24 protein-coding genes are annotated in these 23,459 nt (G+C 58.3%); 9 read left to right on the plus strand and 15 right to left on the minus strand.

Annotated features, from left to right (window positions below):
* Positions 1 to 744: 744 nt before the first annotated feature.
* A complete protein-coding gene (locus ACVTFQ_RS25000; protein ID WP_470424143.1) occupies positions 745 to 1,365 on the plus strand; it encodes a PIN domain-containing protein in 621 nt (206 codons plus the stop codon).
* Positions 1,366 to 1,675: 310 nt separating this feature from the next.
* Here ACVTFQ_RS25000 and ACVTFQ_RS25005 read toward each other — a convergent pair whose 3' ends face one another.
* A complete protein-coding gene (locus ACVTFQ_RS25005; protein ID WP_470424144.1) occupies positions 1,676 to 1,873 on the minus strand; it encodes a hypothetical protein in 198 nt (65 codons plus the stop codon).
* Between the two features lie 918 nt (positions 1,874 to 2,791).
* On the opposite strand from ACVTFQ_RS25005, the gene ACVTFQ_RS25010 reads away from it, so the two are divergent.
* From ACVTFQ_RS25010 to ACVTFQ_RS25045, 8 genes are all read left to right on the plus strand, one after another.
* Positions 2,792 to 3,013, plus strand: coding sequence for a hypothetical protein (locus ACVTFQ_RS25010; protein WP_470424145.1), 222 nt, complete (start codon positions 2,792 to 2,794; stop codon positions 3,011 to 3,013).
* Positions 3,014 to 3,072: 59 nt separating this feature from the next.
* Positions 3,073 to 3,276, plus strand: a complete 204-nt coding sequence (locus ACVTFQ_RS25015) for a hypothetical protein (RefSeq protein WP_470424146.1) — start codon at positions 3,073 to 3,075, stop codon at positions 3,274 to 3,276.
* Positions 3,277 to 3,323: 47 nt separating this feature from the next.
* Positions 3,324 to 3,470, plus strand: coding sequence for a hypothetical protein (locus tag ACVTFQ_RS25020; protein WP_209193557.1), 147 nt, complete (start codon positions 3,324 to 3,326; stop codon positions 3,468 to 3,470).
* The gene (locus ACVTFQ_RS25025; protein WP_470424147.1) at positions 3,421 to 3,747 is read left to right on the plus strand and encodes a hypothetical protein; all 327 of its coding nucleotides are present in this window, start codon (positions 3,421 to 3,423) and stop codon (positions 3,745 to 3,747) included. Before ACVTFQ_RS25020 ends, ACVTFQ_RS25025 begins: the two co-directional genes overlap by 50 nt.
* Positions 3,748 to 3,872: 125 nt before the next feature.
* A complete protein-coding gene (locus tag ACVTFQ_RS25030) occupies positions 3,873 to 4,469 on the plus strand; it encodes a hypothetical protein (protein WP_470424148.1) in 597 nt (198 codons plus the stop codon).
* Positions 4,470 to 4,473: 4 nt separating this feature from the next.
* A complete protein-coding gene (locus tag ACVTFQ_RS25035) occupies positions 4,474 to 5,529 on the plus strand; it encodes an ATP-binding protein (RefSeq protein WP_470424149.1) in 1,056 nt (351 codons plus the stop codon).
* Positions 5,526 to 7,343, plus strand: a complete 1,818-nt coding sequence (locus tag ACVTFQ_RS25040; protein ID WP_313760528.1) for a TniQ family protein — start codon at positions 5,526 to 5,528, stop codon at positions 7,341 to 7,343. The genes ACVTFQ_RS25035 and ACVTFQ_RS25040 overlap by 4 nt, the downstream gene beginning before the upstream one ends.
* Positions 7,344 to 7,647: 304 nt before the next feature.
* Positions 7,648 to 8,679, plus strand: a complete 1,032-nt coding sequence (locus ACVTFQ_RS25045) for an aldo/keto reductase (protein ID WP_113177493.1) — start codon at positions 7,648 to 7,650, stop codon at positions 8,677 to 8,679.
* A 43-nt stretch (positions 8,680 to 8,722) separates the two neighbouring features.
* On the opposite strand, the gene ACVTFQ_RS25050 is transcribed toward ACVTFQ_RS25045, so the two are convergent.
* The 14 genes from ACVTFQ_RS25050 to ACVTFQ_RS25115 all read right to left on the minus strand — a co-directional run bounded on the left by ACVTFQ_RS25050 (position 8,723) and on the right by ACVTFQ_RS25115 (position 23,253).
* A complete protein-coding gene (locus ACVTFQ_RS25050) occupies positions 8,723 to 9,793 on the minus strand; it encodes an ABC transporter ATP-binding protein (protein ID WP_113177492.1) in 1,071 nt (356 codons plus the stop codon).
* Entirely contained in the window at positions 9,790 to 10,617 is an 828-nt protein-coding gene (locus ACVTFQ_RS25055; RefSeq protein WP_018896480.1) for a carbohydrate ABC transporter permease, read from the minus strand. The genes ACVTFQ_RS25050 and ACVTFQ_RS25055 overlap by 4 nt, the downstream gene beginning before the upstream one ends.
* Positions 10,614 to 11,516 (minus strand): carbohydrate ABC transporter permease, encoded by a 903-nt coding sequence (locus tag ACVTFQ_RS25060; RefSeq protein ID WP_313760527.1) that lies wholly within the window; start codon positions 11,514 to 11,516, stop codon positions 10,614 to 10,616. Before ACVTFQ_RS25060 ends, ACVTFQ_RS25055 begins: the two co-directional genes overlap by 4 nt.
* A gap of 143 nt (positions 11,517 to 11,659) precedes the next feature.
* Positions 11,660 to 12,892, minus strand: a complete 1,233-nt coding sequence (locus ACVTFQ_RS25065; protein WP_113177491.1) for an ABC transporter substrate-binding protein — start codon at positions 12,890 to 12,892, stop codon at positions 11,660 to 11,662.
* Positions 12,893 to 12,959: 67 nt separating this feature from the next.
* Positions 12,960 to 13,862: a sugar phosphate isomerase/epimerase family protein gene (locus tag ACVTFQ_RS25070; RefSeq protein WP_313760525.1), complete on the minus strand. Its 903-nt coding sequence runs from the start codon at positions 13,860 to 13,862 to the stop codon at positions 12,960 to 12,962.
* An 11-nt stretch (positions 13,863 to 13,873) separates the two neighbouring features.
* Positions 13,874 to 14,908, minus strand: a complete 1,035-nt coding sequence (locus ACVTFQ_RS25075; RefSeq protein ID WP_112949559.1) for a Gfo/Idh/MocA family protein — start codon at positions 14,906 to 14,908, stop codon at positions 13,874 to 13,876.
* 248 nt (positions 14,909 to 15,156) lie between these two features.
* Positions 15,157 to 16,410 carry a glycerate kinase type-2 family protein gene (locus ACVTFQ_RS25080; protein ID WP_113177489.1) on the minus strand — a complete coding sequence of 418 codons (1,254 nt, stop codon included), beginning with the start codon at positions 16,408 to 16,410 and terminating at the stop codon, positions 15,157 to 15,159.
* A gap of 20 nt (positions 16,411 to 16,430) precedes the next feature.
* Positions 16,431 to 17,468, minus strand: coding sequence for a substrate-binding domain-containing protein (locus ACVTFQ_RS25085; RefSeq protein WP_047505132.1), 1,038 nt, complete (start codon positions 17,466 to 17,468; stop codon positions 16,431 to 16,433).
* Positions 17,469 to 17,630: 162 nt separating this feature from the next.
* Positions 17,631 to 18,176, minus strand: coding sequence for a dTDP-4-dehydrorhamnose 3,5-epimerase (rfbC, locus tag ACVTFQ_RS25090; protein ID WP_113177488.1), 546 nt, complete (start codon positions 18,174 to 18,176; stop codon positions 17,631 to 17,633).
* 3 nt (positions 18,177 to 18,179) lie between these two features.
* The gene (rfbA, locus tag ACVTFQ_RS25095; protein WP_113177513.1) at positions 18,180 to 19,058 is read right to left on the minus strand and encodes a glucose-1-phosphate thymidylyltransferase RfbA; all 879 of its coding nucleotides are present in this window, start codon (positions 19,056 to 19,058) and stop codon (positions 18,180 to 18,182) included.
* Complete coding sequence (gene rfbD, locus ACVTFQ_RS25100) at positions 19,055 to 19,951, minus strand: dTDP-4-dehydrorhamnose reductase (protein ID WP_113177487.1); 897 nt, start codon at positions 19,949 to 19,951, stop codon at positions 19,055 to 19,057. The genes rfbA and rfbD overlap by 4 nt, the downstream gene beginning before the upstream one ends.
* On the minus strand, positions 19,948 to 20,997 hold the full coding sequence (gene rfbB, locus ACVTFQ_RS25105) for a dTDP-glucose 4,6-dehydratase (RefSeq protein ID WP_113177486.1): 1,050 nt from the start codon (positions 20,995 to 20,997) through the stop codon (positions 19,948 to 19,950). The genes rfbD and rfbB overlap by 4 nt, the downstream gene beginning before the upstream one ends.
* Before the next feature lie 50 nt (positions 20,998 to 21,047).
* Positions 21,048 to 22,487, minus strand: coding sequence for an exopolysaccharide biosynthesis polyprenyl glycosylphosphotransferase (locus tag ACVTFQ_RS25110; protein WP_113177485.1), 1,440 nt, complete (start codon positions 22,485 to 22,487; stop codon positions 21,048 to 21,050).
* 478 nt (positions 22,488 to 22,965) lie between these two features.
* A complete protein-coding gene (locus ACVTFQ_RS25115; protein WP_146618453.1) occupies positions 22,966 to 23,253 on the minus strand; it encodes a hypothetical protein in 288 nt (95 codons plus the stop codon).
* Between the last annotated feature and the right edge of the window lie 206 nt (positions 23,254 to 23,459).

Consider the following 23,459-nt stretch of genomic DNA (forward strand, 5'->3'; position numbering starts at 1 on the left):
TGTGCAGGTGAGTCTCGCTGGTCAGCAAATACGTGTAGGATGACATCTTCGCCGTTCATGTAGGCTTCGAATACCCGATATTCTGCCGGAGCCATGCGAGAAAACAAGCCATTCATGAGCGTTCCCATGTAGCCGGCACTTCTGATGCTGTGTTAATGAGCGGACATTACCTGACCTGCGAGTGACGCGTCTTCAGCTATTTCATGAAAAATGTTTCTTGCTACGTGTTCATCGCTGCTCGTTTTCTCCAGTTACATAGCCGTGGAGCAGACCCAGTCATCATTCGCGAGTACAGGCTCGAAGTCATTGCAGAGCCCGTTTGAGCAGCCTCTGTACGATCCTGTACATGCGGTTATTTAGTTGAAACAGCAACTTTCATGAACATGCGAATCTGCTAAATCAGCGGTTGGTTCTGCCCGAGAACCACGCCTAGAGAAGTCCCGCTGTCACCCCAACTTCAGCGGGCTTCTTCACGTTTCCCCTGGGATTTACCTCCTGGTCACCGGCATTCAAATCACAGCCGCACCAAGCCGCTGAGAGCCGGATGCTCATAGCCGCGAGATCGTAGGGCCCAGGATACAACTCCCTGTCGACCCTCGAAATTTGCCAGATGTGATGGCCGCCTCGCGGAGCTGCCTCGTCACCTGCAACCGTCAGTTCCGTCCGCGCCTCCATGCCCGCACAAGCCTGTAGTGGTACTCGATTGGTATGCGAAGTAGGCCGCCGCGGAAGGAGATCGCGGGAATGCCAGTCGATTTCATTCTTCTCGACACCAGCGTTTTGAGCGAAGCGCGCAAGACGGCTGAAGAGCTGAATGAGAGTATCGTCACTTTTCTTAGAAATATCCCGATCGGAGCGGTCGCGGTTCCATCTGCTGCGATCTTCGAGCTCAGGCGTGGGGCGCTCATCCTCTCAAAGACAGATCCAGTTCGTGGGAAGGCTCTCGGGCGCTGGCTCGATCAACTGCTTGAAACCGACATCTGGCTGCCTTCCGTGAACATCGAGGTACGAGAGCTTGTTGCGGTGATGTCGATCACTCCCGAGCTGGCCGGGTTCTGGATGACGAGCAGCTACCGAAGCAGGATGAAGTTCGGATGCGATCCCGAGATTGCTGCGACCTCGATAGTCCATGGCATCCCGATCGCCTCGACGGACGTCTCGGACTACATGCGGATAAACCGTTTTTTCCAAGTTCCGGGACTTTACTGCCCGCTTCGAGGCAAGTGGTTTATAGACCCGCCGGAGGGATGGCGCCTGCGTGAGCACATTCAACCGGTGCGCAGCGATTGGCGAAGGATGATCGGGCCGATAGATTGGCGATCCGGAGAAGACGACCTTGATGACGTGAACACACCAAAGATGTAGATGACTTCGCCGTGCCGCTATTCGGCGCTGTCGGTCTTGGTATTGATCACCCGCAGGTCTTCAAACAACGAGGATCTCGCCATTATCAGGGCGACCTCTCGCCGGGCTGAGGCATCCATGCGCTCAAAAGAAGTCCCGGCCGCGCGGTCATGAGTCAGCCGCTCCAAACGCTTTAGCACCGCTCGCGAAATTGCGAGCTTGAATCAATCGATCGTACCGTATGCTCTTCCATTTCTCATCTCGCGCAACTCAAGAGAGAGCGTGTGGCAAGGAGGCGATCCGGTCAACGTCATCGCCGCGTATCAAGAGATTATTGGCTGTCGTCTGCTGACCTGCCCTTTGAAAGGAATTCCTTGGCGCTCCCTCGCGGGCCGCGAGGCGAAAATGAGACTGTGTAGATCCCGTCGTGATCGAAGACGACCTGTTCACCTGTGGACTTCGCGCTGGCGAAGATGCGCCGAAAGTCCTCGCTATCTTCGGGCAATTCCCATCGATCGTCAGGCGTCATCGCGAATCTCCGTGCGCTCGAATCTTTATACTACCGCCTGATCATTTTGCGAACGGAATAGCATCGAATCCATATTTCCATTATCCCGAGCTGAAACTTAGCGACGCCGGTGAATCCTTTTAGTCCTCAGCTTAAACCGAAGGAAAAGTCATGCGGTTCGAACTTCGCAGGGCGGCACAAAATTTCTTGATGGTCGCAGCGCGCTTCTAATCCTCGCTCTGCGACTGAGGCCAAGTGGGTTCTTTCTCAGCCGAGCGGGTCTCCTATGCTTTCTCGGCGAGTGGAGAGCCTGAAGGTCCCTCAACGCTGGTTGACTCTCCACATTTCTTCGCCGCCCAGCGCATAACGTACGAAGCGGACCAAGTTCTCGACTAAAATCCCAGTGCCCGTCGTCATTTTGCTGGTCGTGTTTAGGCATGGCGGGCCGCTCCCTAGTCGTTTAGGCGAACGGCAGTTGCTCAAGGACTCATTAACCATATTCGATCAAAGCTAGCCATTTTGGCGCATAGTGGCGATTAGGCGTCTTGCAATGGATCATGATCGGCGCCTAACTGCACGACCACAGGGTAACCTGATCGGAAACAATCCAACCAATGAAGTACTCGATGTCACAACCGCAACACCAACAAAGTTGCCGCACAGCGGCCTAGGCCGGTGATATCGATCGCCGCGGCCCAGGGCGCCCGGCAACTCCTTCGAAGTCTTGTCTTTGATTTGAGGAAGTACGAATGGCCCGCATCTATCTCAGCATAATCCATCTCCAACGACTCTAAGCCGGGTCGAGGTCTGCTCGCTAACATTTGCGATTGGTTCGCGAGGTTGGCTGCCCCCTCGTCGATGTGGAGTTTATCAACTGCGTAGATCGCGGTCGTGACGTCGTGCGCCGACGCCGCCGGATCATTAAGAAAGGAAAGTCCAATGAAGAAGCTTACCATCAACCTACAGACCATCACGATCAAAGCCGACCGGCCCACCGCAGCAAGCCGTCTATGGTCTGCGGAAGAGATTGACCGCATCGAAGCGGAGGTGGTCTCTGGCGTCGTGTTTCGCTACGCCTCCCTGGAGGGCGCTCGTACCAAGAGCCGCGGAGACAAGAAGGCTCGTCGCTCCTCCGCTGCCGTTGCCGTTGCCGGGAAGTAAATGGGATTTTGAAGGCTCTCGGAAGCCGAGATGGCCCCTTGGAAAAGGAAGGAAATACAATGAATAAGATTGAAACGATCGCAATGATGATCGACCGCGGCACTCTCTCGGAAAAGCCTGTAGCCATGGAACGCGCTACTTGCTTCGACTTTGTCGTGAAGTATCGCAATGGACAGTGTCGCGCATTCACGGTGAAGCCTTCTGGCTCCGCCAATCTCGTTGATGTGCTCTCTGATAACGGGTTGAACCGCCGCTCGCGTTAGAGATAGCCTTGGAAAATCGACTCCCTGTTTTGCGTTAGGAGGCAAACATGAGCAAGATCAAGCTCGCACTTCAGTACTACCGCTACGCTGAGAATGGCTACGATATCCTGGATATCGCGCATGGCTATGAGACGTCGTTCGCCAATGCTGATCGCCAGATTGGCAACCACACTCGCCGGAGCGCGCAAGGATAAAGACGCTGAACCGTGCATCGAAGAAAAGCTCGGTTTCAAGGTAGAACTCGACCCGGTTTCTCCTTACGACCGTGCAGTCTCGATGAAATCCGGCAAGAACTGCCGCGTGTTCCTCAACAATCCGTTGGGAACCGGACCGCTTCGTTGCGAGAGCTGGTTCGAGGCGCAGTGCGCGATCTACCTAATGTCACGGCGTGACGTCGTCGATGTTTCTTGCCAGTACGAGGTCGAATACGCGCAGGGAAAGTTCCACTACTTTGACTTCCGCGTGACCTAACCGACAGTGGGCTTGTCTTCCTCGGCCTCCCATACGGTGACGAGCGTGTCCAGGAAATTCGCAACCAGAGTACCAAGGGCACATTTACTATCCGAGTATCGCCCCGCGACCTGTCCAAGATCTGGGTGAAGACGCAGAACGGGCGTGGCTACTACGAGCTGCAATGCAATCTTCCAGGTACCGAGCATCTTACTCTGAACCAGTGGAAAGCCGCTTTGCATCATATGCGGAAGACCGTGAAGAAGTCCCAGGAGGGATCATGGGAGATTGCTCTCCGGGCGATTTATCAGGTCCAGAAGCTTGTGAAGGCCGCAGAGGACCGCGCCGGCATCGCCATTGCGACGTGGACGGTCGAGGACTTGCAGAACCTGGAACGCGACGTTGTACAGGGCGTGATCTACAAGCGGCCCTACGAGATGGATTACGGTCAGCAGATCCACCAACAGCTCAACCCAGGAGACGGAAGCGCGAACGCGCCTATCGAGGATCTTGCAGAGCCGGAAGCTGATCTCGACAGCGAGTTCGGTGACGTGGACGATGGCGTCAAACGCGATCCGAACCGTTTTGCCACGCCTGAAGAGGGTGTGCGCCGAGAGGGTCGCCCGAAACAAGATCCGTATAGAGACGAGCCTCCCCAAGCCGAACCGAATTCTATCTCGTCCGGAAGACGATCAAAGAACCGCATTGGCGGCCCAAAACCATGGCAAGGAATTAAAGGATAATTTCATGGCAAGAGAAGATAACGCTGTCACCCGCACCATGACCGAACGCTTGTCTCCGGAGCAGCGCAAGATCCGCGACATCATGGAGAAGGTGGAGGCTTTCTACCTGACCACCCACAATGATCCGGAAGTAAAGCGCGAAATCGACGTCGTGGTCCGCGGGGCTTCCCGCGCCGCAAAGGACGGTCACATCCTTTTGATCACCGCCGAGTCCCAGTCGGGGAAGACTACGATGGTGAACCACTATCTTGATGAACATCCATCGCTGTTTCCCTTCCCCATCGAGAACGACAACACGGCTTACCCATTGTTCAAAGTCACCGCGCCGCCGGATTGCACGATGGCAGGTCTGGGTCGTGAGATGGCAATGCGCTTAGGTTATCAGTTGCATCGCAGGGTGACCGAACCGAGCATATTCGAAAAAGTACGCGCTCAGTTACAAGTGCAAGGGACCAGACTTGTTGTTGTCAACGAGATCCAGCACGTGTTGGATGCACCAAGCATCAAAGGTCTGCGCCACTTCTCCGACGCGTTTAAGAACCTTCTTCAGGAAGAAGATTGGCCGATCCACATCATCTTTGTCGGCCTCCCCGAAGCAAAAGATATGATCAAGCGAGATAAGAAGGAGCAGTTGGAGGCACGTGTGATGCACCTCGCTCTCGAGCCCCTATCCTTGAATGATCATAGCGAGGCGATAGCCGACATGATCGATGAGGTTCTGGCTATTGCGGGCCTTGGGTCCGCCACTCCCTTAACCAACGAGTTCTTGGCTCGCCTGTTCCACGGCGCGCGGGATCGTCTCGGGTTGATCTTCAAAATGCTGCACTTCGCGATCGAAGACGCACTGGACAGCGGCGATACCGAGGTTGTCATCGAGCACTGGGAAGATGCTTACATGCGCCTGGCGAAGGGCGGCCGAAACGTCTTCGTCGAGCTTGAGTGGTGGACCATCGTCCGGGGTGTTCGATCTGACGGTTTTCTCACAACGGAGAAAGAAGAAGGTGACCTCGCAGCCTCAAAAGGTGGCGCGGGCGGTTCTCAGAAATCGGGGCGGCGATGAGAGGCATATACAAAGTTCCCTTCCACGAAGACGAGACCGCCACCAGTCTTGCGATCCGGCTTGCGGCTGCTAACCGCATCGCTGCGGTTCCGTTTTGCGACGACCTAGGATTCTCGTTCAAGGGCGTTGTTGGTGGAGAGCACGACGCGTTAACGCGTCTAAGTGAAATTTCCCAAATTTCACCCCAGCGCATTTTCCGAAATGCCTTCACCATCACAAAACCGGGCCACGGAATATTGAGAGACGAGAAGGTGCGAACCCCGTGGCTGGCCCGCTATCCGGCGCGCGTTTGTGCGGCATGCCTTCATGAGGACCTTCGCCGCGAACAAGGCCCAAACTCGGCACGGCGGTACTACCGTATTCATTGGCAGTTGGTTTCGATTCGATCGTGTGAGATCCACAATGCTCCTCTGATCGAGCTGCCCTCCGCTAGTAAGTACCGGAATTTTGACCTGGACTACCGAGCTACAAATCACACAAGGGAACTTAACAACGCTCTAGCTCTCAACGGAACCCGGCTCTTTACAGACTATGAGAGGTTCGTATTGGATCGTCTTGAAGGCCGCAGGCAGGCAGGCGAATTGCTCGACAGCATGTCAATGCTCTCAGGCATGGACGTCACAGAGCTCATCGGGATGTACGCTACCTTCGGAAAATACGCCAATCTCGACCAGCATAATGAAAGCGACTGGCATACTGGTGCGCAGGCTGGGTTTGGCCTGATGCGACAGGGACGGCTAGGAATAAGACAGTTTCTTCAGCAAATGACCGCGGATACGAACAAGAAAAGATCGGCCCGCGGCGGAGGCACGATCCTCGGCGGGATCAATCTTGGACTAAGTCCTATGTACCCCTTCCGGTCGGGTCCGGATTATGACCTGATCCGCGCTGAAATGATGACGTACGTCAATGAGCACGTAGCACTCACCTCCAAGCAAAGGATCTTCGGTAAAGCCTCGTCAGGAACGCATGTAGCCGTTCACGATGCACTAAGGACCATGGGAGGAGGAGACATGGCTCGAGGATTACTGTTGCATTTCTCTGGTGAACAAGACGAAAAGACAACGGTATTTCCCCTCGCAGCGTACGAGAAGGCCCAAGAGTATTGGGACGACCTCGTATTCCCAATAGACGCAAATCTGCTGCTCGGGACAAACAGCCCCCATTTTGTTCAACTTGTTGACCGCGGCATCATTGAAAAAGACGAGCTATACGGGAAGCTGTTTCCATCCAATATGGCCAGATATTCCAGAAGCAAGCTTCTGGCGCTGGTCGACGCAGCTCGTAGCTGCCCCCCAGTTGCTAAACACGATGGCTTGATCTCACTGTCCAAGGCCGTCGTGTTAGTTCGCGTGCCGTTCGCAGACATCATCACCCTTCTCATCGAGCAAAAGCTGTTACAGGTGTGCTACAACCTGGAGCTGCCCGGCTTGGCGTCGATCTTGATCGATCCTGCAGAGCTGAAGGGCCTCTTCCCCTTAGATGAGCGCTGGATGATGGTAGGCGACGTTGCAAAGCTGATGGGAGTTTTGAAGCGAGATATCTGTCAGATGACGCGGGAAGGCATCTTGCCGTTCTCCAAATTCCGGTTCCCTGGACGTAGCCAATCGATCTTCTTCGACCGAAATGAGATTCAGGAATTTCATAAAAAGTATACCCACTCTAAAGCCCTCGCGACAGAAACCGGACTGAGAAGCCAGAAAGTGGCGCAGCTTCTGAGATTGACGGACATCCCAAAACTTCGAGCAGGCATCGCAGTGTACTACGAGAGAACTGCGGCCAGGGCGGCACTCGCCGAGGCTGGATACCCCTAAATCTCTGATTCTGATGTTGGTTTTAGCCCTCCGCTTCGTAAGAGGCGGGGGGCTTTTTTATGCCATTTTTTTCGTAAAATAATCCAATTAAATCAATGATTAACGTGACTTCTCCCTACGACGCTCTAATATGTAAGTGTCAGTTTGGCGTGACGTTTGTGTCATGTGAGATGTCGCGGAGGCTGGCTAAGTATCTGTTTTTATTAGATGGCCGGTGTCTAGCCTCGTGACGCGTAATAACCTAACCTAATCGAGAGGTCGGCGATCCAGATAGAGAAACCCATTTCGACACGGAGGATGTTCAATGGATTATCGAAAGCTTGGACCAAGCGGGACAATCGTCGCGCCATATTGCCTGGGAACGATGACCTTCGGCGCGGAGGCCGATGAAGCCACCTCGCACAAGATACTCGACGACTATTTCAAATGGGGCGGCAACTTCATCGACACCGCCGACGTCTATAGCGCTGGCGTTTCGGAAGAGATCATCGGCCGCTGGCTGAAAGCACGACCCACCGAGGCCCGCCAGGCAGTGATTGCCACGAAGGGACGTTTCCCTATGGGAAGCGGACCGAATGACATCGGACTGTCACGGCGGCATCTGAACATCGCGCTAGACGACTCGCTTCGACGTCTCGGCGTCGAGCACATCGATCTCTACCAGATGCATGCTTGGGACGCCCTGACACCGATCGAGGAGACGCTGCGCTTCCTCGATGATGCCGTCTCCAGCGGCAAGATCGGCTATTACGGCTTCTCCAATTACCTCGGCTGGCATATCGCAAAGGCAGCCGAAATCGCCAAGGCACGCGGCTACACCCGGCCGGTAACGCTGCAGCCGCAGTACAGCCTGCTCGTGCGCGATATCGAGCTCGAGATCGTGCCGGCCTGCCAGGATGCAGGCATGGGACTGCTGCCTTGGTCGCCTCTTGGCGGTGGCTGGCTGACAGGCAAATACCGCCGTGACCAGATGCCGACGGGTGCGACCCGGCTTGGGGAGAATCCCAAACGCGGGATGGAATCCTACGACCAGCGCAACGCGCAGGAGCGGACGTGGGACATCATCGGTGCGGTGGAAGACATCGCGAAGTCCAAGGGTTGCAGCATGGCCCAGGTTGCGCTCGCCTGGACCGCTGCGCGGCCGGCAGTGACGTCGGTCATCCTCGGCGCCCGGACGACGGAGCAATTGGCGGACAACCTCGGTGCGGCCAAGATCAGCCTCTCGGACGAGGAGATGAGCCGCCTCACCGAGATCAGCGCGCCGCACCCCTTCGACTATCCCTACGGGGTCGGTGGAACGAACCAGCGCCACCGCAAGCTCGAAGGCGGGCGGTAAATCATCAGGCAGCGGCGGCGTGTGCCGCCGCTGCCTTGTTCCTTCAAATACGGACGCCGGTCGCGTCGTCGAAGAGATGCACCTGTGCCGGATCGATGGTCACCCCGATCGTCTCGCCACCGCGGGCCGTGCTGCGACCGGTCTCGACGATCGTCAGTTCCGGCGTGGTCGCCGCCGTGATGAAGGTGGCCGAGCCGGTGGATTCGACAACGTCGACGGGGATGTCGAATGTCCCCTGCCCTGTCGCCGTGATGCCGATATGCTCCGGGCGGATACCGACGGTTAACTTGCGGCCAGGCTGCAGCTGGCGATTGCTCGGCAGCGTATGCTTGACCGTTCCAAGGTCGATTGCCAGCCCGCTTCCGTCCGCCTGCACGACACCGGGAATGAAATTCATCGCCGGCGAGCCGATGAAGCCGGCCACGAATTTGTTGGCCGGTGTGTCGTAGAGCTCGAGCGGCTTGCCCTGCTGCTCGATGACGCCTTCGCGCATGACGACGACGTGGTCGGCCATGGTCATCGCCTCGATCTGGTCGTGGGTGACGTAGACGGAGGTCGCGCCGAGCCGATCGTGCAGCGCGCGGATTTCCTTGCGCATGTGAACGCGCAGCGCCGCATCGAGGTTCGACAACGGCTCGTCGAACAGGAAGGCCTTGGGATGACGGATGATAGCGCGGCTCATGGCCACGCGCTGGCGCTGGCCGCCGGAGAGCTCGCGCGGATAACGCTTCAGCAGGTTGGAGAGCCCGGTCGTCGCCGCGACATCGGCCGCTGCCTTCTTGGCCTCGGCCTTGGCGACGCCGCGGATGCGCAGGCTGTAGGTCAGGTTTTCCTCGACCGTCATGTGCGGATAAAGCGCGTAGGACTGGAACACCATGGCGACGTCGCGCTTGCGCGGCGGCACGTTGTTCATCAACTCGCCGGCGATCTTCAGATCGCCCTCGGAGATGCTTTCAAGGCCTGCGAGCGAGCGCAGCAAAGTGGACTTGCCACAGCCCGACGGCCCGACGAGTGCCACGAAGCTGCCCTTGGCGATCTCAAGGTTGATGTTCTTCAGCGCGTGGAAGGCGCCATAATGTTTGTTGACGCCGCTGAGCTCGATCTGATTGGTCATTTGAGGGCTCCAGAGGTGAGGCCGGATACGATGCGGCGCTGCAAGAGAACGAAGATGGCGAGAACGGGCGTCACATACATCGTGGCGTAGGCCATGATGTTGTTCCACTCGCTGGTATTCGGCCCCATGAAGGAGTTGAGACCGACGCTGGCGGGCTGAAGCTCTGCTTCCTGGATCATCGACTTCGAATAGACGAACTCGCCGAAGGCCTGCATGAAGATCAGAATCGCGCTGACGAGAATGCCGTTGCGGGCAAGCGGGAGCACGATGTTGAAGAAGGCGCCGAAACGGGAGTTGCCGTCGACCAGCGCTGCTTCCTCAAGCTCCATCGGCACGGCCATGAAGGTGGCGCGCACCAGGACCACGAAGAACGGCATGCTTTTCGCGGCGATCGCCAGGATCACGGCAAAGCGCGGATAGTCGAGCAACCCAAACTGCGAGAAGCCCACGAAGATCGGCGTGATCATCAGCGATGCCGGCAGGACCTGCAGCATGAGGATGAGGAACAGGCCGATATCCACCCACATGTTGCGATAGCGCGCCAGCACATAGGCACAGCCGACGCCGAGCACGGTGATCAGCGCCACGGAACCGAAGGCGATGACGACAGAGTTCCAGAGATAGCGCCCCATGTTCCGGCTTTCCCACACATAGGCGTAGGTTCCCCATTGCGGCGAGGACGGCCAGAAGCTCGGCGGATTGGCGAACATCTCGGAGCCGCTCTTCAGCGCCGTGATATACATCCAGTAGAGCGGGAAGAGATAGATTGCCGCCAGGACGATCGCAATAAAGAGCATCAGGCGGTTGCGGTTGGTATCGCTCATCCGCGCACCTCATGTTTTGTCGACCGGACATAGACGATCGAGGCGAACATCACGAAGACGATCATGATGACGGAGATCGTGGCGCCCTTGCCGAAGTCATATTGCCGGAAGGACAGGTCCCAGGCCCAGTATTGCGTGACGTTGGACGAATTGTTCGGCCCGCCATCGGTGATGGCCGCGAACAGGTCGAACTGCTGCAGTGTGAAGATCAGGCCGAGCGAAACGATGGCGCCGATGGTCGAGCGCATCATCGGAAGCGTGATCGTCCAGAAGCGCTGCCAGGCATTGGCGCCGTCGAGTTCAGCCGCCTCATAGAGATCGCCGGGAATGGAAGAAAGGCCGACGGAGAGCAGGATCATGTTGAAGGACGTGCCGAGCCAGATATTGGCGATAACGACGGCCCAGAGCGAGAAATTGGGGTCCGAGCGCCAGAAGATGTTGGAGCTGATCAACCCGCTTTCACGCAAAATGAAATTCAAGACGCCGAAATCGCCAGAGAGCACCCAGTTCCAGATCGCGCCGACGACGAGGCCGGGCATGACCCAGGAGACGAGGAACAGGCCGCGCAGCCAGGAGGCGCCCGGAAAGTTCACCCAGAAGAACAGCGCCAGGCCGAAGCCGATCAGGAACTGGCCGGCGATGGAGCCGACGACGAACAGCACGGTGTTATAGATGATCGGCAGCGTTTCAGGCTGCTTGAACAGATCGACATAGTTCTTGAAACCGACGAAGGGGCGCACGAAGGTCCCGAGGCTGAACATGTCGACCTCCTGGAAACTCATGACGATGTTATAGACGAGCGGCAGGCCCGAGAGCACGAACAGGAAGATGAGCGGCAGGGTGACAAGCGTGATGTCGAACCCGCGGCCATCGGTGATGCTGGAAAATAGCCTCTTCATGGATACCCCTTAAGCTCCGAACGGGGCTGCCTGGCGCTTGCGCGGAAGACAGCCCCCGCCGGGAGGAAACGGTGGGATGGCGAGAACGCCATTGGGGTCGGACAGGCGGAGCGCGTCATGCACGCTCCGCTTGCCCTGATATGTCACTCTTCGACGGCCTTGATCTTTTCGGCGGCCTGATCGAGCGCATCCTTCGGCGACATCTGGCCGGTCAACGCGGCCTGAATGGCATCCTGGATTGCCTTGGAAATCTTCGGCCATTCCGGCGACGGACCGCGCGGCTGGGCATATTTCAGCTGCTCGACGAAGGTCTTCAGCGCATCGTCCTTCAGCTTGTTGCCTGTCGGCGGGATGGCGATGTCGGAGCGAGCCGGCAGCTGGCCGAACTTCTCATACATCGTGTTGTCCTTGGAGGCGAAGAACTCAAGCGCCTTGAAGGCTTCCGCCGGATGCTTGGAACTGGAGAAGATCGCCCAGTTGTAGTCGCCCATGGCCGAAGACCGTGTCGCGCCTTCCTGCGGAACCGGCAACAGCGCCGTGCCCCAGTCGAACTTGGCGTCGGTCAGCATGCGGTCGATTTCCCACGGACCGGAGATGGCCATGGCCGCATTGCCGGCGTTGAAGGTGGCGGTCGAATCCCACTGGCTGCGGGTCAACGTATCGGGAGAAGCAAGCTTCTCGTCCATGATCTGCTTCCAGACCGTCAGCGCCTTCACCGCACCGTCAGCATTGATCGTCTTGTAGGTCGCACCGCCCATCTGCGCCCATGGCAGGAACTGGAAGGTGCCTTCCTCGTTGGCCTTGGCCGAGAAGGTCAAGCCGTAGACGTTCTTCGACGGATCGGTCAGCTTCTTGGCGTCCGCAACCAGCTCGTCCCAGGTCTGCGGCGGCTTTTCCGGATCGAGGCCGGCGGCCTTGAACATGTCCTTGTTATAGTAGAGCGCGATCGTGTTGGTCGCCTTCGGCACACCATAGAGCTTGCCGTCCCAGGTGGCGGACTTCAGCGGGCCGGGGAAATAGTTCTCGGGCTTGATGACGGTCGACTTGGCGATCATGTCGGTCAGGTCGAGGAAGGCCTTGCGGGCAGCGAACATCGCGTGGTTCGGGTTGTCGATGGCGATGATATCAGGCGCCTTGCCGGTCGAAAACGCACGCATCGATTCGCTGACGACGTCGTCGAACTGGATCTGGCGGTATTCGATCTTGATGCCGTTGTTCTGATCGTTGAATTCCTTGATCAGGTTCGGCGCCGGCTGAATGTCGCGGTCGAGCGACCAGAGGGTCAGGGTGACGTCTTCGGCTTTGGCGGCAAGACCGAAGAGCGACACGCCCGCCAGCGCAAGTGCGCCGATCATTGCAAATTTACGGATAGCCATGGTTCTCCTCCTTTGTGGTTATCCTAGATCGTAGGCCGGCAATTCCTCCTTGCCGGCCGCGATATCATCAAACCGGATCGACGACGAAGTCGCCGCCCCGGGCATGCTTCAAATGGTTCAGCGCATGAACCTGGCCGGTCATCTCGAGCGCGTCGCGATAAACAGGATCGTGCCAACCTTCAATGTCGATGGATCCCGACCAGCCGGCGAGGCGCAGTTCCGAAATGATGTCCGTCCAGTTGCTGTCGCCAAAGCCCGGCGTCCGCATGAACACGAACTTCTCCTTACCGAAGATGCCATGCTCCTTGATGACATCCCAGCGGATCGTTGCATCCTTACCGTGAACGTGGAAAATTTTCGACGCCCACTTGCGGATCTGCGGCAGCGGCTCGATCAGATAGACCATCTGATGGCACGGCTCCCATTCGATGCCGATGTTATCGTCAGGCGTCTCGTTGAAGATCAGTTCCCAGGCATCCGGATTGTGAGCGATGTTCCAGTCGCCCGTCTGCCAGTTGCCGTCCATCGCGCAGTTTTCGAAGGCGATTTTGATGCCCTTGTCGGCGGCGCGCTTGGCAAGCTCGCTCCAGATTTCCTTGTAGCGCGGCAGGCTGTCGGTCAGCACCTTACCACGGATACGGCCGGTAAAGCCGGCAACGCAGGTGGCGCCGAAGTGATGTGCGTTATCGATGCAATCCTTCCAGCCCTGGAGCGTGTCGAGATCGATATCGGTGGTTTCGAGCGGGTTGCCGAACATGCCAAGCGTCGAGATCGTGATATCGCGGTCGCCGATGGCGTCGACGCAGCGCTTTCCGACCTCGGCAAGGTTCTGGCCGTTGGTCGTCTGCCAGAAGAAGGGTTCGAAGCTTTCGAAGCCCATATCGGCGATCTGGCCGATCCGCTTGTCGGCGCCGCCCTTGGAGGCGCTGACCATGGTTCCGATACGAATGGACTTGGCGGGGTTGCTCACAATCTCAATCCTTATGCTGAAATTTCGATACGCTTGCCGGTCTTGGCGCTTTCGATCGCGCCGAAGACCATGGCGAGGCTTCTGATGTTGTCGGAACTTGCTGTTTCCGGGCGCTTGCCCGTCTTGATCGCCTCGACGAAGCTCGCGATCACGCTGGCGTGGCCGTGTGTCTCTTCGTCATGTTCAGGTGCTGGAACATCGACCGGCGTGAAGCCGTGCAGCAGACCGGGCTCGCTTCCGGCGGTCGCGGCCTTGAAGCCCTCTTCGCCATCCCAGGTCAGCATTCCCTTGGAGCCGACGAGGCGCCACTGGCTTTCCCAGCTCGTGCGCTCGCCTTCGGCACACCAGGAACCGCGATAGGTGAAGACGACATCATCGGCGAATTCGAAAGTCGCGTTGGCGGAAGCGCCGTGCTGATACCAGGAACCCTTCGGATTGCGCTCGACACAGTAGACGGCGAGCGGCTTCTTGTCGGCCACGAAACGCGCGGCATCGAAGGTGTGGATCGCCATGTCGAGCAGCAGCACGTTCTGCATCTCTTCGCGGAAGCCGCCGAAATGCGGTGCCAGGAAGAAGTCGCAATGGATGCCGGTGATATCGCCGATGGCACCGCTTTCAACGAAACGGCGCATGCGGCGAACACCCGAAATGAAGCGGCGGTTCTGAATGATGGCGTGCACCTTGCCGGTTTCGGCGGCGAGATCGATGAGGGCAGCCCCTTCGGCAAGCGAGGTTGCCATCGGCTTTTCGCTCAGCACATGGCAGCCGGCCTTCAGCGCTGTCGACACGACGTTGAAGCGCGCGGTCGGGATGACCACGTCGAAGACGATGTCGGCTTTGGATTTGGCGATGACGTCGGCGAGATCAGTGCCGATCACGGCACCGCTCAAACCAAATTCCTCGGCGAGCTTTTCAGCCGCCGCAGGATTGACGTCGACGAGGCCCTTGACCTCGATCTCGGCTGCAAGAGCCGGGGTTTCCTTGATGGCGCGCAACCAGCCCTTGGACATGGCTCCGCAACCGCAGAGAACGGCATTCAATGTCACGATTTCCTCCCGTGGACAGTTTCTGGCTTTCCTCCCGAAACTTGTCCCGTAAACGTTTACGATACTAAGCGGAAACGTTTCTCGCTGTCAATCCCACGCGATCAGACAAAAAATGCTGCGGAAAACATCTGCAAATGCGGGGCCTTAACGCCTGCTGCGCCGCAGCGCAGCACGAAAAAATTTCGCGCTATTTTGCGCCCGCGTTCCGGCTGGAACGCAGGTTGCCAGATCAGGTTTCGATTCTTCGATTAGCGGATCAGGATCGCGCGGAAGTCATTGACATTGGTTCCCGTCGGGCCAGTCTCGAACAGGTCACCGATAGCAGCGAAGCCGCTATAGCTATCATTGCCATCGAGAAGACGTCGCGGATCAAGACCGGCGGCGCGCAATCGTTCGACCGTCTTCCCATCCACGAAGGCGCCCGCATTGTCTTCCGACCCATCGATGCCATCGGTGTCAGCGGCAAGCACATGCATGTCGTGGCCCTGGATCGCCAACGCCATGGCGAGCGCGAACTCACCGTTGCGGCCGCCCTTTCCGCCCTTGCCTCGGAGCGTCACCGTCGTCTCGCCGCCGGAGAGAATAACGACCGGCTTTTGGAACGGTCGGTCTTTGGAGAGGACCTCACGGGCGATCGCCGCATGCACCGAAGCGACATCGCGGGATTCGCCCTCGATGGAATCCGACAGAATGGCGGCTTCCACCCCATGCGATCTGGCAAGCGCGGCCGCGGCCTCTAGCGAGACGCCGGCCGAGGCGATTACGTGATGTTCGTGGCGGCCGAAAACCGCATCATCCGGGCTCGGCGCATCGGCGGCGGGCGTGGCAAGGAAATCGAGCGCGGCCTGCGGCAGCGGCATTTTGTATTGCGCGATGATGTCAAGCGCATCGTGCCGCGTCGAGCTGTCTGGAACCGTCGGGCCCGAAGCGACATAAGCGGGGTTGTCGCCGGGGATATCCGACACGACCATGCTTACAACACGCGCCTTTGTGGCCGCCGCCAGCCTGCCGCCCTTGATCGTCGACAGATGCTTGCGCACCACGTTCATCGCGGAGATCGGCGCGCCCGAGGCGAGCAGGATCTCGTTCATGGCAATCTCGTCTTCGAGCGTCAGCCCCTCCGGCGGCGACGGCAGCAGGGCGGACCCTCCCCCGCAGATCAGCGCGATGACGAGATCATCCTCGCCAAGCCCGCTCACCGCGTCCATCAACCGCTTCGAAGCCACGAGGCCGGCGCGATCAGGCACGGGATGCGAGGCTTCAAGGATCTCGATGTTTCGGGTTTCGCAGCCATAGCCATAACGCGTTACCACAACGCCCTCGAGCGGACCGTCCCAGACACCCTCAAGCGCCTGGGCCATCTGTGCCGCGCCCTTGCCGGCGCCGATCACCACCGTTCGTCCCTTCGGCTTGGCTGGAAGATGGGCGGTGATGCCTGTCAACGGATCAGCCGCCTTGACTGCGGCGGAGAAGAGATCTTTGAGGAATTCGCGCGGTTGCATGGGCTGGCTTTCGAGAAAATTCAGATGTTGAGACTGAAGGCATCGCTCTCGCCCGCAACGAGCTCAAGCGGCCAAATCGTGTTGCGCGCGCCACCGGGATAGAAATCCGCGTAGGCGGGCATGGTCGCGAGCAGCGTTTCCGCAAGCTCGGCGCCAAGATCGCGCAGCGACATTCGGAAACATGTCAGTGCCGGCTGCAGGAACCTGGCGCGCGGCTCTTCGCGAAAGCCGATGACGGCAAGATCCCGGCCTGGAATGATGCCTGCCTCGACCATGCGCCGGTAAAGCCCGATCGCCATCAGTTCGTAGATCAGAATGATTGCCGTCGGCCGAGGATCGAGGCGGATGAGCTCGTGACCGGCCTGATATCCACCCTGCTCGCTCGACTTCGCGCGAATGACGAGTTCGGGATCATAGGCGATACCGTGGCGTTCCAGCGAGCGGCGGTAGGCATCGAGGAAGATGTAGCCGAGATTGACGTCGCTCGATGGGACCGCGATCGCGATCCGTCGATGGCCCTTCGACACGAGGCGATCGACAGCGCTGGCCGCGACGCCTTCGAAATCTAGGTCGATCCAGCTGTAATTGCCGCCGGACGAGCTACGGCCAAGCGCGACGAAGGGTATCTTCGCCTTGGCCAGGAAATCGATACGCTTGTCGATGCGCTGCGTGGCGGAAATGATCAGTGCATCGACAACACGACGCGCCACCATGCGCTTCAGATACTCCTGCGGGTCTTCGTCATTCGGGCAAGGCAGCATGATGAGATCGAGCTTGTGGCGCGAAAGCACGCTTTGCAGACCGCCGGTCAGGCCCAGGAAGAAGTTGTCGGCGTTTTCGACCGTTTCCTTGCTGGACTCGATCATCAGGCCGATGACGTTGGTCGTACCCTGCCGCAGGCTTCGGCCCGACTGGTTCGCAACATAGCCAAGCTCTTCGGCCGCCGCCAGCACACGCTTGCGGGTCTCCTCATTCACATCCGGTTTGCCATTCAGCGCCCGCGACACGGTCCCGATCGAAATATCGAGATGCTTGGCCAGTTGGCGAATTCCCCTCATTCCGACAATCGTCCTCCCAGTGGCGATGGCTAGCCGACCTTATGTGACACACCAAAACCGATCCGGAAAGGACCAAGGACAACGATATCTGGTGGAGTGAGAGACGTCAGGCCGATGATCGGCAACTTTCCGCGCCGACGCAACTATGATCGCGAACCGCCGTTACGGAAAAAGATCCGCATCTCTCATCAACGGCGCCTGCGCGTCCTTGGATGAAAGGGTGGGGGGTACCTCTATCGGCCAGGCGACGTTCACCGTCGGGTCGTTCCAGATAATGGCGCGCTCATGTTGCGGCGAGTAGAAATCAGTCGTCTTGTAGAGAAATTGCGCGGTTTCGGACAGAACCACGAAGCCGTGCGCGAAGCCCGGCGGGATATAGAGCTGGCGCCTGTTGTCCGCCGACAGGATTTCACCAACCCAGTGCCCGAAGGTCGGAGAGGATCGCCGCAGATCCACGGATACGTCGAAGACCTCGCCCTCGACCACCCGTACCAGCTTTCCCTGGGCTTGGCTGATCTGATAGTGCAGCCCGCGCAGCACGCCCTTGGCCGACTTGGAGTGATTGTCCTGAACGAATGAAACCTCGACCCCGGCCGCTTCGTTGAAGCGCGCCTGGTTGAAGCTTTCAAAGAAGAAGCCGCGCTCGTCGCCATAGACGGTGGGCTCGATCAGCAGGACCTCAGGAATTTCCAGAGAAGAGACTTTCATCGGTCAGCCCGCCTCCGCCAGAAGTCGCATCAGGTATTTCCCATATCCGTTCTTGCAGAGAGGCGCCGCCAGTTGCTCCAGTTGGCGGCCGGTGATCCAGCCGCTTCGAAAAGCGATTTCCTCGGGGCAGGATACCTTCAACCCCTGGCGTCGCTCCAGCGTTGAGATGAATTGCCCGGCGTCGAGCAGTGAATCATGCGTTCCCGTATCCAGCCAGGCGTAGCCGCGGCCCATGATCTCGACGGTCAGGCTGCCATCCTCGAGATAGCGCCGGTTCAGATCGGTGATCTCGAGCTCGCCGCGCGGCGAAGGGCGTAGCGACTTGGCGAATTCGACGGCGCGTTCGTCGTAGAAGTAGAGGCCCGTCACGGCATAATTCGATTTCGGCTCCGCCGGCTTTTCCTCAATCGAGACCGCCCTGAAGCGCCTGTCGAATTCGACGACGCCATACCGCTCCGGATCCAGCACGTGATAGGCGAAAACCGTCGCGCCGCGATCAACCGACATGCCGCTTGCCAGAAGGATCGGCAGGTCATGGCCGTAGAAAATATTGTCGCCGAGCACGAGCGCCGACGGCGCGCCATCGAGAAACTTCTCGCCGATGATGAAGGCCTGGGCCAGGCCATCCGGCGATGGCTGTTCGGCGTAGGAAAACTTGACGCCCCAGGCGCTGCCATCGCCCAGCAGCTGCTCGAAGCGAGGAATATCGAGCGGCGTCGAGATGATCAGAATGTCCCGGATGCCCGCCAGCATCAGTGTGCTGAGCGGATAATAGATCATCGGCTTGTCGAAGACAGGCAAGAGCTGCTTGCTCATGGCCAGCGTCGCGGGATGAAGACGTGTGCCGGATCCACCGGCGAGAATGATGCCTTTTCGGGTCACAGCGGCCACTCCCGTTCCCTCAATTGATCAATTACGCGATCCACATGCACCGTCCATTCGGGCAGGGTCAGCCCAAGGGCAGCACTCAAAGCATCCGTGTTGAGCGACGAATTGCGCGGCCGCGCGGCAGGCCGCGGAAACTCCTCGGTCGTGATTGCTTCGATATCGGCGGGATCGACCGCCGATACGAAGCCGATCTCGATCGCCCTCTGGACAATATGCCGGGCGAGCCCGTGCCAGCTTGTTCGTCCCGATGCGGTCAGGTGATACGTCCCGTCGGCAAGTCCACCGCGCCGGTTCGCGGCAATTGCAAGGGCAGTGACATCGGCGAGCAGCTCGACCGCCGTCGGAGCCCCGAACTGGTCCGCGACGATCCGCAGGTTCGGACGCTCGCGCGCCAGGCGCAGAATGGTCTTCACGAAATTCGTGCCATCGGCAGACACGACCCAACTCGTGCGAAGCAAAAGATGCCGGCAACCGGACTCGGCGATCGCCAACTCGCCGGCGCGTTTTGACTGACCGTAGACATTCAAAGGATGCGTGTCGTCGCTCTCGCGATAGGGCGTCTCCTGTCTGCCGTCGAAGACATAGTCCGTCGAATAGTGAACCAACAACGCGTCGCACCGGCGGGCGTAATCCGCTAACGCCTTCACGGCCTGGTGATTAACGCGAAACGCCGCATCGGAATTCGTTTCGGCCAGATCGACCTGCGTATAAGCCGCCGCATTGACGATGATGTCAGGGCGGATGGCATCAAGACGGTCGGCTATTGCTTCCGGCTTGTCGAGATCGAGTTCGTCGCGCGCGACTGCGACGAGATTGCCGAATGGAAGCAGCGTGCGCTGAAGTCCGCGTCCCAGTTGCCCGTTTTTTCCGAGAAGCAGCACGGTCATGCGTATTGCTTCTCCACCCAGTTGCGGTAGCTGCCTGAGGTCACGTTCTCGACCCAGTCGGCATTGTCGAGATACCATCGGACGGTCTTGCGAATGCCGCTCTCGAAGGTCTCGGCCGGCCGCCAGCCGAGCTCAGCCTCGATCTTGCGCGCATCAATCGCGTAGCGCCGGTCGTGCCCAGGGCGATCGGTCACGAAGGCGATTTGCTCGCTGTATTTCTTGCCATCGGGTCGCGGCTGCAGCTCGTCGAGAACCTCGCAGAGCGTCGTGACGACGTGAATGTTGGCGCGCTCGTTCCAGCCGCCGATATTATAGGTTTCGCCCAGGCGCCCGGCCTCCAGCACGCGACGGATCGCGCTGCAGTGGTCTTTCACATAGAGCCAATCACGGATCTGCATGCCATCGCCATAGATTGGCAAAGGACGGCCTTTCAGCGCATTGTGGATCACCAACGGAATGAGCTTTTCCGGGAAATGCAGCGGACCGTAATTGTTGGAGCAGTTGGTGGTGACGACTGGAAGCCCGTAGGTATGGAAATAGGCGCGAACCAGATGGTCGCTCGCCGCCTTGCTGGCGGAGTAGGGGCTGTTGGGCCGATAGCTGGTTTCCTCGTTGAAAGCGGGGGCATCGGCGCTCAGCGTCCCGAAGACCTCGTCGGTCGACACGTGCAGGAAGCGGAAATCTGATTTGTTCTGGAGGCCACCCCAATAGGCGCGCGCGGCCTCCAGCAGACGAAACGTACCGAGAATGTTGGTCTGGATGAAATCTTCCGGCCCGTGGATCGAACGGTCCACATGGCTTTCGGCCGCGAAATTGACGACGGCCCGGGGCTTGTGGCGCGTAAAGAGATCGCTCAGAAGTGCCGCGTCGCCAATGTTGCCATGCTCGAAGATATGGCGCGGATCGTTCTCGAGAGACCGCAGGTTACTCAGATTGCCCGCATAGGTCAGTGCATCGAGATTAACGACCGGCTCGTCGTGCTCCGCCAGCCAATCCAGCACAAAGTTCGAGCCGATAAAGCCGGCTCCCCCAGTCACAAGTATCATCGCCTACGCACCTCTCAACCAACGCAAACACCAGGATTGACGACGAAATTTCAGTAGACGTTGCTCCGATCCTGTAAGCCGATCGCCGTCATCACGACGATCCTGAGATCCAGCCACAACGACCAATTGTTGATGTACCAAATGTCGTGCCGCACCCGGTCGGCCATCCGGTCGACGGTGGGGGTCTCGCCCCTGTGCCCGTTGATCTGCGCCCAGCCCGTCAGGCCTGGCTTCACATGCCGGCGAGAGGCGTATTGGGCGATCAGCGTTCCATAGAGATCGTCATGCGCCAGCGCATGCGGGCGCGGACCGACCACGGACATCTCGCCGCGCAGTACGTTCCAGAACTGCGGCAGTTCATCGATGCTCGTTGAGCGAATGAAGGCGCCGACGCGGGTAACGCGCGGATCGTTGCGCGTCGCCTGGCGAATGTCGCCGGAATCCTCCATGACAGTCATGCTGCGAAACTTCAGGATCCTGAACGGCTTTCCATTATGCCCCTTGCGGCACTGCATGAAGAAGACGGGACCGCGGCTCTCGCACTTGATGGCGATCGCTACGAGGACGCAGAGCGGCAGGGTTACCGTCAGCGCGCCAATCGAAAAGCCGATATCGAACAGGCGCTTCACGATACGCTCGACCAGGCCGAGCGGTGGGCGATGGATCTGGAATGCCCGGTTCTCGCCGATATCTTGAGCAAAACCCTGGGCAATATCGCCAACAAGACCGGAGAACATCACGCTGACCGGTACGCAGAACTCACGCAATGCCGAGAGGCATTCTTCGAGAACAGCGGCGTTGGCGTAGTCGCCCCAGACAACCAGAACCTCATCGACATCAGCGATGCCGTTCTTCTGAAGCTTTTCATGCAGCAGGTAAGGAGGCTCATCGACGCCGCGGAGGTACATCGTATGCTTGATGGACAAGCCGCCAAGTGCAGCCTTGTGGATGAGAGGCTCAACCGGCGTGGAATCGGGGCAGATCAACAACACCCGCCTGGTTGGAAAAGCTGCATGAGCGACCGCACGGTTCAGGTAAGAGTACCACACCAGCCGCAGCGTCGTCAGTGCGCCAAACGACAGCACGGCTGCGGAGATTATCGCGCCACGCGACACCATCGTGCCAATCTTCAGGAAAAAGACAATCGCAAGAAGAAACGCAACGACCGCTGGCAGAAACGTGCAAACAATTGCCATCTGTCTGCGAAACGACAGTAGCCCGGCCGGGCGATAGGCGTGGGCGCCGCCCATCGCAAGAACGAAAGCGGTCGCGACCAGCAGGCCAATACCAGCATATCGTGACAGGTCGTCATCCATCCCCAAGAATACCTGCTCATAAAGCATGTATCCTCCGGCGCTCGCGAAGAATAACACCGCGAAATCGAGGATGGCCGCAACGTAAGTGGTCGCGACAGCATTGAAGCTAAACCACCGTCGATCATTTCTGGCTGAAAGCCGCACGCTCCAGCTGTGTTCCACTGGCATGGTCATAACGTTTATCCTCAACCCGCCAGTCTAGTTAACACAAGATTAATACACCCAACAATTCGCCCAGGAATACTCCTTATTTAGTATTTCAAAGTAGGAATACGTCTCGCATCACAGTCTTGTCGATTATACGACTTGGCGTTGGAGTAAATCCTCAAAAATACAAACCTAGAGTAGGCGCTTTAGATGCCAACAAATGTCGACCGCTCCGGTAGTATAATATTTTAACGACGACAGGGCTCTCAAGCTTGGAAACATGCGGTCGCGACACACCGAGGATTGGTCATAAAATCACGATACGAAAGCTGTGGAGGCTTTACGCCTATCGGCAACTTCACCGACAAACAGGAGTTATTCATTCAACGGCAGCGCCGACCACCTTAAGAGTAAATGTATATTCAATATTAAAATTAACAATTACGATTCTATACTTAAAAATAGAGCGAATTTACTCATCGAAACGCTCACTTCTGTGGCGCCGTCACTCGTCCAGCGGATCGTCGTCATCGCCATCGAAGCCAAATGACCCGCCCTGCATTTCAACCGTCATTTGCTGATAGGCACGGGCCTTGATCTCGTTGCTGATCAGAACGATCCAATTATGGGCACGCCCAAGGCCGGACCCATTTTCCGGCATCACGAGCGCCATGCAGGTCATGACCCGTGGCCCGGTCTCACGATAGGGCTGCATGCTCCAGGCGAAGGGCTCATCCCGCTGGCGGCGCTTGCGAAATGTAACGCTACGCTTGCGCGCACTCTTCCACGCCATCGTCATCGACCTCTGTTATCGACGCTGCGAACACAGGACTGGCGTCCCTTTTTATTTCGCGCCCGATCGATCGATAGAAGAGCGAGCTGTCTCGCGCGCAACGGCCGGCGGGCCATCCCAGCCTGCGCGCATCGAACGGCCTGACTATCAGCGAGCAAGATCTTCGTAAGTCCCTCTGTCATCAGCATGCGCCTCAAATGTCATCT

This window comes from Rhizobium sp. O111, from assembly GCF_055616315.1.

What these genes read in the sequence shown, in the direction of transcription:
- ACVTFQ_RS25110 (WP_113177485.1), bottom strand. Translation starts at nt 22,487, where the DNA reads ATGACCATGCCAGTGGAACACAGCTGGAGCGTGCGGCTTTCAGCCAGA.
- ACVTFQ_RS25050 (WP_113177492.1), bottom strand. Translation starts at nt 9,793, where the DNA reads ATGACCAATCAGATCGAGCTCAGCGGCGTCAACAAACATTATGGCGCC.
- ACVTFQ_RS25065 (WP_113177491.1), bottom strand. Translation starts at nt 12,892, where the DNA reads ATGGCTATCCGTAAATTTGCAATGATCGGCGCACTTGCGCTGGCGGGC.
- ACVTFQ_RS25040 (WP_313760528.1), top strand. Translation starts at nt 5,526, where the DNA reads ATGAGAGGCATATACAAAGTTCCCTTCCACGAAGACGAGACCGCCACC.
- ACVTFQ_RS25015 (WP_470424146.1), top strand. Translation starts at nt 3,073, where the DNA reads ATGAATAAGATTGAAACGATCGCAATGATGATCGACCGCGGCACTCTC.
- ACVTFQ_RS25085 (WP_047505132.1), bottom strand. Translation starts at nt 17,468, where the DNA reads ATGAGGGGAATTCGCCAACTGGCCAAGCATCTCGATATTTCGATCGGG.
- ACVTFQ_RS25035 (WP_470424149.1), top strand. Translation starts at nt 4,474, where the DNA reads ATGGCAAGAGAAGATAACGCTGTCACCCGCACCATGACCGAACGCTTG.
- ACVTFQ_RS25010 (WP_470424145.1), top strand. Translation starts at nt 2,792, where the DNA reads ATGAAGAAGCTTACCATCAACCTACAGACCATCACGATCAAAGCCGAC.
- rfbC (WP_113177488.1), bottom strand. Translation starts at nt 18,176, where the DNA reads ATGAAAGTCTCTTCTCTGGAAATTCCTGAGGTCCTGCTGATCGAGCCC.
- rfbB (WP_113177486.1), bottom strand. Translation starts at nt 20,997, where the DNA reads ATGATACTTGTGACTGGGGGAGCCGGCTTTATCGGCTCGAACTTTGTG.
- ACVTFQ_RS25055 (WP_018896480.1), bottom strand. Translation starts at nt 10,617, where the DNA reads ATGAGCGATACCAACCGCAACCGCCTGATGCTCTTTATTGCGATCGTC.
- ACVTFQ_RS25000 (WP_470424143.1), top strand. Translation starts at nt 745, where the DNA reads ATGCCAGTCGATTTCATTCTTCTCGACACCAGCGTTTTGAGCGAAGCG.
- ACVTFQ_RS25005 (WP_470424144.1), bottom strand. Translation starts at nt 1,873, where the DNA reads ATGACGCCTGACGATCGATGGGAATTGCCCGAAGATAGCGAGGACTTT.
- ACVTFQ_RS25025 (WP_470424147.1), top strand. Translation starts at nt 3,421, where the DNA reads ATGCTGATCGCCAGATTGGCAACCACACTCGCCGGAGCGCGCAAGGAT.
- ACVTFQ_RS25080 (WP_113177489.1), bottom strand. Translation starts at nt 16,410, where the DNA reads ATGCAACCGCGCGAATTCCTCAAAGATCTCTTCTCCGCCGCAGTCAAG.
- rfbD (WP_113177487.1), bottom strand. Translation starts at nt 19,951, where the DNA reads ATGACCGTGCTGCTTCTCGGAAAAAACGGGCAACTGGGACGCGGACTT.
- ACVTFQ_RS25115 (WP_146618453.1), bottom strand. Translation starts at nt 23,253, where the DNA reads ATGGCGTGGAAGAGTGCGCGCAAGCGTAGCGTTACATTTCGCAAGCGC.
- ACVTFQ_RS25045 (WP_113177493.1), top strand. Translation starts at nt 7,648, where the DNA reads ATGGATTATCGAAAGCTTGGACCAAGCGGGACAATCGTCGCGCCATAT.
- ACVTFQ_RS25020 (WP_209193557.1), top strand. Translation starts at nt 3,324, where the DNA reads ATGAGCAAGATCAAGCTCGCACTTCAGTACTACCGCTACGCTGAGAAT.
- ACVTFQ_RS25060 (WP_313760527.1), bottom strand. Translation starts at nt 11,516, where the DNA reads ATGAAGAGGCTATTTTCCAGCATCACCGATGGCCGCGGGTTCGACATC.